The sequence below is a fragment of the Limosilactobacillus mucosae DSM 13345 genome (assembly GCF_001436025.1).
Lineage (GTDB): Bacteria > Bacillota > Bacilli > Lactobacillales > Lactobacillaceae > Limosilactobacillus > Limosilactobacillus mucosae.
In genome coordinates this window covers 1-10,365 of the sequence record NZ_AZEQ01000032.1, presented here as the reverse complement: position 1 = coordinate 10,365, position 10,365 = coordinate 1, and the positions used below count along the sequence as shown (strand labels likewise).

General features: G+C 42.7%; 6 protein-coding genes. 3 read left to right on the top strand and 3 right to left on the bottom strand.

Going from position 1 to position 10,365, the window contains the following annotated elements; genetic code table 11:
* Positions 1-101: 101 nt before the first annotated feature.
* Complete coding sequence (locus FC47_RS09660; protein ID WP_056968753.1) at positions 102-518, top strand: hypothetical protein; 417 nt, start codon at positions 102-104, stop codon at positions 516-518.
* 239 nt (positions 519-757) lie between these two features.
* On the opposite strand, the gene FC47_RS09655 is transcribed toward FC47_RS09660, so the two are convergent.
* The 3 genes from FC47_RS09655 to FC47_RS09645 form a co-directional block, all read right to left on the bottom strand.
* On the bottom strand, positions 758-1,531 hold the full coding sequence (locus tag FC47_RS09655) for a hypothetical protein (protein ID WP_162258423.1): 774 nt from the start codon (positions 1,529-1,531) through the stop codon (positions 758-760).
* An 844-nt stretch (positions 1,532-2,375) separates the two neighbouring features.
* The gene (locus tag FC47_RS09650) at positions 2,376-3,386 is read right to left on the bottom strand and encodes a uroporphyrinogen decarboxylase family protein (protein ID WP_081036779.1); all 1,011 of its coding nucleotides are present in this window, start codon (positions 3,384-3,386) and stop codon (positions 2,376-2,378) included.
* 1,057 nt (positions 3,387-4,443) lie between these two features.
* Complete coding sequence (locus FC47_RS09645) at positions 4,444-5,196, bottom strand: alpha/beta hydrolase (protein WP_056968751.1); 753 nt, start codon at positions 5,194-5,196, stop codon at positions 4,444-4,446.
* A 419-nt stretch (positions 5,197-5,615) separates the two neighbouring features.
* Between FC47_RS09645 and FC47_RS09640 the strand changes: the two genes are divergently transcribed.
* Both FC47_RS09640 and FC47_RS09635 read left to right on the top strand, forming a co-directional pair.
* Positions 5,616-5,969: a hypothetical protein gene (locus FC47_RS09640; RefSeq protein ID WP_056968750.1), complete on the top strand. Its 354-nt coding sequence runs from the start codon at positions 5,616-5,618 to the stop codon at positions 5,967-5,969.
* Positions 5,970-6,550: 581 nt separating this feature from the next.
* Positions 6,551-10,365: mucin-binding protein (locus FC47_RS09635; RefSeq protein ID WP_155519176.1), on the top strand; the 3,815-nt coding region annotated here is incomplete at its 3' end.

Genomic DNA, 10,365 nt, shown 5'->3' with positions numbered 1-10,365 from the left:
TATACTTAGAGGGCATTATAGCCCTAATCTAATTTCGAGTTTTTACTTCTCGATTCCTATGTAGTAGAGAAAAAGTAATTTAACATAAAGGAGTTGAAAAATTGGAGCAAAAAGAACATCCAGAAGATTCCAAGCAGCCAAAGAAGCGTCCGGAATCATCGGAGCAAAAACAGAAAGCAGACTCGGAAAACACCGGCCGCGGTTTAGAGTTCTGGCTGCATCGTCATCCAAAGTCGGTATCTGAATCGTACATGCATTTCTACGCGAAGAAACAATATGAAGAGGAGCAAAGGAAACGGTTAGGGATTCCAGAGCAGCCGAAACAGCAACCAAAGCCAGCCGAACCAAAGCAGAAAGCAGACTCGGAAAACACCGGCCGCGGTTTAGAGTTCTGGCTGCATCGTCATCCAAAGTCGGTATCTGAATCATACATGCACTTCTACGCGAAGAAACAATATGAAGAGGAGCAAAGGAAACGGTCAGAGGATTCCAAACGAGCGGAACCACGACAGGACTAGATGGTATAGAAGTCAGAAAAAATAAGTGAAGCAGACGCTGACATTAAAAATCTTTAATGATGAAATCGCGTCGATGCAACATAAAATATCATAGTGATGGACTAGCAAACCCCAGAGTCGAGCAAATCGATTCTGGGGTTTTTATGTTCAATGGTATTGCGCTGACCCAGCCTCACATTTTTACTGAAGTCATTTAAATATCATGTTAAATCTCAATCAAGTAGGTCTTAAAATTTAGCTTACTTAAATAATTTATTAATTAATATAGCACCTCGATAGCCACCTGTATCATCAACACCATAAGTAATTTCATAGTTTTTATTTAAGATATCAAAAATATTAGTCATTTTATATATAGGATCATGGTTAATTAAATAAAAAAAGAATTTTTCATCGCTCATTTCATAAACTGACTTTTCAGAATCGATTAAGCTGCCGGTATCTAACGGACGTAGGCCCATGATGTCGGTTGTATGATCGCGTCTTATAAAAAATAGTTTCCATTCACCGTGATATTCATCTTCCTTTTCGTTTCGAACAAAACTAATGAAGTCAAATTTTTCTTTAGCTGCGTCAGGGTGTGAAAGAAATTTGCCAAAAATTGATTTGATGATATTAAGTTTTGTTTGATATTGGAATCCTTTAATTTTAAGGGGGTTACCATTACGGTCAAAAAATTTTTTGTAGTCTTCATCGTAATGACCAAGGAATGTGTTACAGGTACGGCATAATGATAAGGTAGTCCGACCTTTTGGATATGATTTAGTAACAATTTCTTTTTCATAAAATTGATCAAAGGCTTCTTGAATTGAATAGCCTTGTATTCGTAATGACTTTATATATGATGATGCTTCACCAGATATTAGAGTATCAAAGTATTTACCTACATCGATTTCATCAATATTTATGTTGCCAACACTTCTAGCAGGATAGTGTTCCAAGCTTAAGTCATTCTTTTTAAACCATTTACCACAAAGTTTGCATTGATATTTTTTCTTATTTTTAATCTTCAACATCTCCAGTAATTAGTTTAAATAGATTCAAAATATTTCTTTTGCTTGCCTGAATAATTTTTAGACTATCTAGCCTAGTCATTTATATATTTTAGTTTGTTATATAAACTATTGTAAGTTAATGCTTTATTTTAGACCACTTGAACACCTTAGATTAAATTAAATAATTATAAAATTTATTTGAGGTTCCCCAGGCCGGCTCCGCTTCCGCTTCACGGGTCTCCTCTCCGGCGGGCCGCATGTGCCATGCTTACCGTCGCCTCGAGTGAGCCCCATGTTCCGCTCACGCTCCGCCGGCCTGGAGGATAATGCATATACACTCTCTGTATATACAGGATGTTCCGGTCATGTATGAGTGCATGTAGTCTTGAATAACATCGGTAATTCGTTTTGCGAGGAAAAATTACAGGGTAGAAAATCAGCAGATTGATGGTTGATTTCGAAGATGAAAAGAAGTTTGTAATTCCACTTCTCAAAAACTTCTACAATGTAAATAATGAATTGTAAATTGTATATAGTGGATTGTGCGTAGTAAATAGTGAATTATTAACGTCATAAAAACGTTATTATAAAGGAATTTATAGCATATCTATATAAACTTCTACAATGTAAATAATGAATTGTAAATAGTTGATTGTGAATTGTAGATTATAAATAGTGAATTATCAGCTATCGATAAGGATTTAGATTAGTCAGTTGTTTGAGCAGCATGTTTATAACCCGTGAATTAGATCTGAAGCAAGACAAGAGGCAAATGTCTGGCGAATCGTCAACTCTCAGCATCTTGCTTCGGTTCCTCATCAAAATGTATATACAAAATAATCAAGCATGTCTTGGATGTGGTTTAGAGCTTATGCGCGGCCTCGATTGCCCAGTTGAGATGCTCATAAGGGATGTCACGCGGTACCGTGCAGTCAGCACCGAGAATCACGCCTTTTGTCCCGGCTTCAGAAATCAGATCGCGTACGCAGGCTTGAATCTCTTGCTTATCGCCAGAATAAAGAACGCCCTTGCGACTGTTGTCAAAGCCGCCGATTACGACGCGACCGCCAAACAGTTTCTTGCCCTCGCCAAGCGTGTAACCGTCTGCTTTGGTGGCCCAGTTGATTACCTGCAGCGGATAGTTGGTGAACCATTCCAGATGATTGGTGGCGCCATCGAAGCCGCAGATGTGAAGAATATTAATCTGGAATTCCTGATTGATGGCGTTCTGCACCTTCAGATCAATCGGCTCCATGACTTCAGCAAAGAACTCATGATTGTCAGCACGCTGATCCTGAATAGACTGAGTGCTGTAATAGATGCCATCAATATCGGTCTGTGCACGCAGCGCCTTAACGACTTTGATCTGATCATCGGCGATTACGTTCAGCACGTGTTTGACGATTTCTGGATTCTGCTCGTACAGATCAAAGAAACGCTCGTCAGCAAGAGTTAATGCCTCTTCGTAGTGCTTGATGAGTGCCCATTTGAACAGGATCAATGGCGAGAATACCGTCACGAATATTGGCTTGTCGCCAGCAATCGCGCGCTGCTTCTTAGCCAGTTCAACCTGTCCCGTGATCCATGGGTCGTCTTCATTCAACGGCTCGACTTGTGCCAGCTGGCTGAGGTCGCGTGGATCGCCAACTTCATGAAATGGGTATGGAAAGTAGCCGTCCAGCATCGTTTTAACCAGGTCGACATCAACTGCGTTTAGGTAATCTTGATGACCGTTCAGATTGGTTGTGATGACTTCCGAGTGTTTGGCCGCATCAGTAAATTCGTTGTCGGCAAAATGTCGCCAAAATGAAATTGGTACGCCTTCAGTTGATGATTCATTGTGCAGCACCTTTAAGACTTCTTCTTTACGCATAATCAAAACCTCCCAAAGTAAAAAGAAAGGACCGTCGATCAATAAGGTATGATCGGCAGCCCTTAGAAAATGAGGAATATTAATCGTTTCCCGTTTAGAATGCGTTTGAGTGCTTGTGCATCCTAAAAGAAACGCCCCGCCGAAATCATGTCAGCTTGACGAATAATCAGAATGCACATGTCCAAAGCTTTATTCAGAAAATCAAATTTGATCATGATCTCGACCCCCTTTGTACAAAATAGAGTTGGCATAATACTAGGCTTATCCTTGCAGGATGTCAACGAGATTTTTTGTTCGTCCCCAGGCCGGCTCCGCTCCCGCTTCACGGGTCTCCTCTCCGGCGGGCCGCATGTGCCATGCTTACCGTCGCCTCGAGTGAGCCCCAAGTTCCGCTTACGCTCCGCCGGCCTGGGGATAATGCATATACACCCTCTGTATATACAGGACGTTCCGGTCATGTATGAGTGCATGTAGTCTTGAATAACATCGGTAATTCCTTTTTGGTGTAAAAAATTCTAAGACTGAAAGTGACGAATTTGGGGTCATATCTACGATGGCTAGACGATACTGATTACTGCCATTTATAAACTTCTACAATGTAAATAGTAAATAATAAATTGTAAATAGTAGATTGTGTATTGTGAATAGTAAAATGTGAACGCAACTAAAATGGCTATATAAAGGCGTTTAAGTGATAATGTAATAAACTCATACAATGTAAATAGTGAATAGTAAATTGTAGATTGTAAAAAGCTGATTAATAATGAAGGTAATGTTGTACAATTTGGGACTGCCATAACCATACATTTTCAAGTTGCCATTGATTCAGAAAAAAATTGAAATAAAAAAGTGCGAAACTCGATACCTTGCATAGAGTATAGATAGAGGGGCAGAAGAGAAGATGCTGTTTGAAATATGTTTTGCCAGATGAATGATCAAGCAAGCATCCCCTACCTCTCATGCTTTTTCAGATTATCTTCCTCGCCGCGTTCCATCCCAGGGCGCGGCTTTTTGTTGATAAAAAAAGCATGACGCGTATCATGCCATGCTTAACTGTTTATTTAGTTAAAAAGTCGCAGACGATTGCGATAGCCTTTTGACGTTTCTCCTCATCGAGATAGGAGTGATCACAGTTTGGAATCAAGTTTAGTGTGCTGTTTTTGTAGACATCATGGTACCGAAGCGAGGCAACTGGATTAACGATGGTATCATCCGTGCCATGAACCAAACATACGGGACCCTCATAGTGTTTGGCGATATCGTACAATGGCAGCAGCTGCGCAGTTCTAAAGTAGAAGCCGCTGATAGTTTTCTGTTTAACCGTAACTGTATTAGGAATATGGTGCGGATCATAGATGCTGCCTTGACAGATGCCAAGCCGTGCGTCATCAATCAGCGTGGCGGCTGGGGACATTAGAACCAGTTTCGCGATCAAGTCAGGATAGTATGCCGCCATCAAGCTGGCAATCACGCCACCTTGCGAATGTCCTAATAGGTAAATTCGACGAACGCCTTTCAGCTGCTGAGCAAAATTAAGAACTGCATTGGCATCAGCAAGCTCATTGAAAATCGTCATTTCTGAAAGCGAGCCTTCACTTTTACCATGCCCGTTAAAATCAAAGCGGAGAGTACCTAGCCCTTTTTTGCGTAAGGCAGGTGTTAAGTCATAAAAGACCCGGCGTTTTGAATAGCCAAGGTCGGAGGTAAAGCCATGCATCAAAATAACCAGGTCGAACTCATCCTGCTCGGGAATATCGATCAGTCCATGCAGCAGCAGGCCATCCCGCTTGATTGTAATTTGTTTTTCCATTAGCAAATCGCCTTTCTGTTTTTATTAATGTCAACAATATATCGTGACCGCAAATTTTTAGTCTTCTTGCCTATCTTAGCAGTAAAATCATTATTTCATAACAGTATTTTTAGACAGATCATGAGTGGTGACTTCTATTGATTTAAGTAGCTTTAAATACTTAATTGTACTATAATATAACTATATTTAAAACTATCAATTTTGACTGTTTAAGCTGGTTCAAAATTGATAGGCACGGCTGATGATAATGTTTTATGATGCAGACAGCCGGTTGGATATGGGGCTGATCGGCGGCCGATGATCATTCTATCTCAAGCCTGATTGCTTGGTGATAATTTACTTTCATTAAGTTCCCTTAAAGAAGCCGCCCAGGCCAGAGTTGGTCCAGGCGGTTTTTATGCTCAAAGGAGGACTTTGCGATGCTTGATGTTTCCGCGATGTTTACCCAGGTATACGACGCAATGATGGATAAGTTTGAACGCCTTAGCGCGATGAACGATCATAACGTTTATAATCAGCAAATCTACGACATGTACCTTGATTGCTTGATCTTAGCGGAGCGGGTGCTGACCAGATCCAAGCAGACCGATGACATGACGCTTGAGACGCACATCTATGTCTGCACGCTGATGAATGGTTTGATTGATGGTGAGACCGATCTCATGAAAGAAGGCCCGACGTCCTATAATCGACCGGAGCACTACCTGATTCTGTGCCAGGTGCGGGCCGAGCTGCAGCAGAAACTAGCCATGACCGATGAGCAGGCAGCCTAGCCCCCCTTCTTAGCTATGCCTTGTTTCAATTGTTGGAAAGCCAAGTATTAAATAGTTGTATACCGTGATGCGGTTATTTATCTGATACGGTAAATAACATGCCGCGATAAATAAAGGAATACAACATTTGAAAAATTAATAAGAACCTGATCACAGCGCTGTTTTGAGCTTAAGTAAGGCTTGAAGCAGCGCTGTTTTCTTTGAACGATTTGTAGTCGAAAAAATCAGACTGAAGTATATCTTTTAGATCCCTCAACTCCCTTTTTTTATTTGAATCCTTTTCATATCTTAAAGATACCAAGAGTCGCTATGAGGCTGTTGAAACAAGAATAGTTTTCTCTTGATAATTAATATAAATAAAATGTCTACTTTCAAAACATTATGCTTTCATATTTTTAAGGATTTGTGCTAAGCTTTAGATGTTTGGGATAACGCTTTCGAAGTGGTATCCACATTGACTTTAGCGTCGTTTGAGGAAAATTTTTAAATCCTTGTTAGGTTGATAAGTGACGAATGGATATTTGAGGATGGCGTCGAAGTCAAAATAGTGCAATATTCATTGATATATAGGGGGCAAGATTATGTATTCCAAAAATAATAAGAGATTACAGGAATTGAAAATGGCTGATGGGAGGCAGCGATTTTCACTACGACGCTTGAACGTTGGAACAGTCTCAGTTCTCATTGGAACCATCTTCTTTTTTGGTGCCGCTGGGACAGCATCAGCTGATACAGTACCAACCGATACTTCAGTAAATGTCACGACAAGTACCGATCAGACCAGCAGTACTGATTCGCAAAGCGTTGTCCTTTCAAAGACCGCTTCTGCAAGTGACGCGTCTACGGTCGTGAATAGCGCGTCAGCAAGCGCAGCGAGCGATAGCAGTTCATTGGCGAGTTCAGCAAGTACCGCTAGTACATCAGTAAATACTACGGATCTTTTGAGCAGCGCGACGGTAACTAACAGCACGGCAGTATCGGCGTCAGATGGCACCCAGTCAGCGGCAAGTCCTCAAAAAGTTAATGCGTTAGCTGCCTTAGACACGAATTTGACAGTTAATATTCCGGCAAATATTCCGGCCAACGTTGCAAGAAACTACAAGGGTGTTGCCTGGGCGAACTATGATGAGCTGAACTATGATGATATCAAATATGCTGATAAATCATATTATGATAATAAGCCCATTACCAATGGAGTATTAAACGTCAGCAGCACGGACCCGTTGCCGGACAACTGGACGACAACGCTGAAGCAGCCTAGTGCCGGTGTTCCGGTACCAAAATTTTCTGATTCCAGCAGTAAGACATATTATACGTTTGCCAGCGTTAAAGATATCAACAACAATACTGAGGTTGGCAGCTATGTGGCAACCAAGAATCTGACGGACGATCAGCTTGTTGTTACCTACTTTGAAAAAACAGGCGATACATATGCTCAAAAAAACAGTGTCCAGTTAACGCAGGGACAAACGACGACGCTTGGCTCGGTCTCAATTGAGTACCCGTCAGGCAGCGAGATCATAATGACTCCTAATGATGGATCAACGCTGCAGCTTGCGTACCACTACATGAACACCGCGTCAACCAGTCCAGCCCAAAAGGTAACATTTTCCGTACCGACATATGCAGAACAGACGATTGAATTTATCGATATAACGACCGGAGAAAATGTTTTCACACCAATCAAGCGGCAGATTCTAGTCGGCTCTCAATACAAGACTGTTCCTTTTCAAGACATATCATATGACATTATCGCGCCATCCAATGATTCAGGGACCGCTACCAATTCTTTGAATCCGAATACCATAAACATCGTCTACTACTACAAGCGGATTATTACTCTAATATCAAAACCAACCAGTCAATATATTCTCTACCAAGGGGCCGGCAATCAGACACCACCAAGTATCACGAATAATTACGATTTAGCTGGTGAGCTTAATAATGATACTGGCTCCATATACTGGTATGAAGACGGTCATACATATGATGCCGTCAACACTCCAGTTGTTACAGGCTACTACGCGGATAAGGCAGTCGTTCCAGAACGTACGGCAACAATAGACAATCCAGAGGTAGATGACACTGTCACTTACAAGCCACTGGGCAAGATCATTCCAGTCGATCAAAATGGCAAGGAAATCGCAAACACCTCTAAGACCTACGAAAATGATCCAGATGACCCAACTAAGGCGACGACGACAAAGACGCCGGATATTAAGGGATATGAAAAGTTATTACAAGAGGTAACGCCTGACAATCCAGGCGAAGATACTAAGGTTACCTACACGCCAATTATTAATCAGGTGGAGGTACCAACAAGTCAAACCGTTAAGTATGAAGGTGCTGGTGATCTGACGCCTAAGGATAACGAACAGAAAGACTTTACGTTTTATAAAATGATCAGTGAGGCGACAGGTGAGGTATTATTCTGGAACGTAACAGATCACACGTATGATTCCGTTAATACTCCAGTCGTTGAAGGCTACTACGCGGACACGGCGGTCGTTCCAGGACAGACGGTAACGCACGACCAACCAAATGTAGAGGTAACGGTCACTTACAAGCCACTGGGCAAGATCATTCCAGTTGACTCGGATGGCAATCCAATTCCTGGCGCGGAAACTCCAACATACGAAAATGATCCAGATGATCCAACCAAGACCACGACGACCAAGACGCCGGATATTAAGGGATATAAAAAGTCATTACAAGAGGTAACGCCTGACAATCCAGGTAAAGATACTAAGGTTACCTACACGCCAATCATCAATGAAGTCACGGTACCGACAAGCCAAACAGTCAAGTATGAGGGTGCGGGTGACCAGACACCTAAGGACAATGTCCAGAATGATTATACGTTTACCGGCAAGAGCAATGAGGCAACTGGCAAGACGACTTGGGATGAGGAAACCCACGCCTACAAACCAGTTAAGACGCCGGTCGTTGAAGGCTACTACACGGATATTGCAAGCGTTGACAATATTGTTCTGACGCCGGAACACCCAACCGAGGAAGTTACGGTTAAGTACCGTGCTTTGGGTCGCATCGTACCGGTTGACCCTGAAGGTAACGTAATTCCAAACGCGCCAATGCCAACCTACAGCAACGATCCAAGTGATCCAACCAAGACCACGACGACCAAGACGCCGGATATTAAGGGCTATACAAAGTCAGAAAAAGAGGTAACGCCTACTGATCCCGGTTCGGATACTGAGGTTGTCTACACGCCAATCATCAAGGATGCCACGGTACCGACAAGCCAAACGGTTAAGTATGAAGGTGCCGGCGACCTGACGCCTAAGGACAATATCCAGGATGGTTATAAGTTTACTGGCAAGAGCAATGAGGCAACTGGCAAGACGACTTGGGATGAGGAAGAGCACTCGTATGATTCCGTTGATACTCCAGTTGTTAATGGCTACTACGCAAATGCCGAAAGAATCGCTGGTCAAACCGTAACGCCTGATCACCCAAATGCAGAGGTAACGGTCACTTACAAGCCTCTGGGCAAGATTATTCCAGTTGACTCGGACGGCAATCCAATTCCTGGCGTTTCTACTCCAACCTATAATAACGATAAAAAAGACCCAACTAAGATTGTGGCGACTGATACTCCGGATATTCCAGGCTATCAGAAGTCAGAAACCAGCGTAACGCCGGATGATCCTGGTTCGGATACTGAGGTTGTCTACACACAAATTATTACTCAAGAGGAAGTACCAACAAGCCAGACGGTAAAGTATGAAGGTGCGGGTGTCCAGACACCAGGACCGAACGTGCAGAAGGATTTCACGTTTTATAAAATGACCAACGAGGCAACAGGTGTAGTATTCTGGAACGTAACAAACTACACATATGAATCCGTTGATACTCCAGTTGTTAATGGCTACTACGCGAATGTCGCAAGCGTCGAAGGGAAAACGGTAACGCATGAGCAGCCGAATGCAGAGGTAACAGTCACCTACAAGCCGTTGGGAAAAATCATTCCGGTTGATGAGAACCACAAACCAATTTCTGGTGCTTCTACCCCGACCTACAACAACGATGAAAAGGACCCAACTAAGGCCGTAACGACTGATACTCCGGATATTCCAGGCTATCAGAAGACAGAAACCAGCGTAACGCCTACTGATCCCGGTTCGGATACTGAGGTTGTCTACACGCCAATCATCAAGGATGCCACGGTACCGACAAGCCAAACGGTTAAGTATGAAGGTGCCGGCGACTTAACGCCTAAGGACAATGTCCAGAATGATTATACGTTTACCGGCAAGAGCAATGAGGCAACTGGCAAGACGACTTGGGATGAGGAAACCCACGCCTACAAACCAGTTAAGACACCGGTTATCCCTGGCTACTACGCGGATGTCGCAAGCGTTGACAATATTGTTCT

What these genes read in the sequence shown, in the direction of transcription:
- FC47_RS09650 (WP_081036779.1), bottom strand. Translation starts at nt 3,386, where the DNA reads ATGCGTAAAGAAGAAGTCTTAAAGGTGCTGCACAATGAATCATCAACT.
- FC47_RS09645 (WP_056968751.1), bottom strand. Translation starts at nt 5,196, where the DNA reads ATGGAAAAACAAATTACAATCAAGCGGGATGGCCTGCTGCTGCATGGA.
- FC47_RS09640 (WP_056968750.1), top strand. Translation starts at nt 5,616, where the DNA reads ATGCTTGATGTTTCCGCGATGTTTACCCAGGTATACGACGCAATGATG.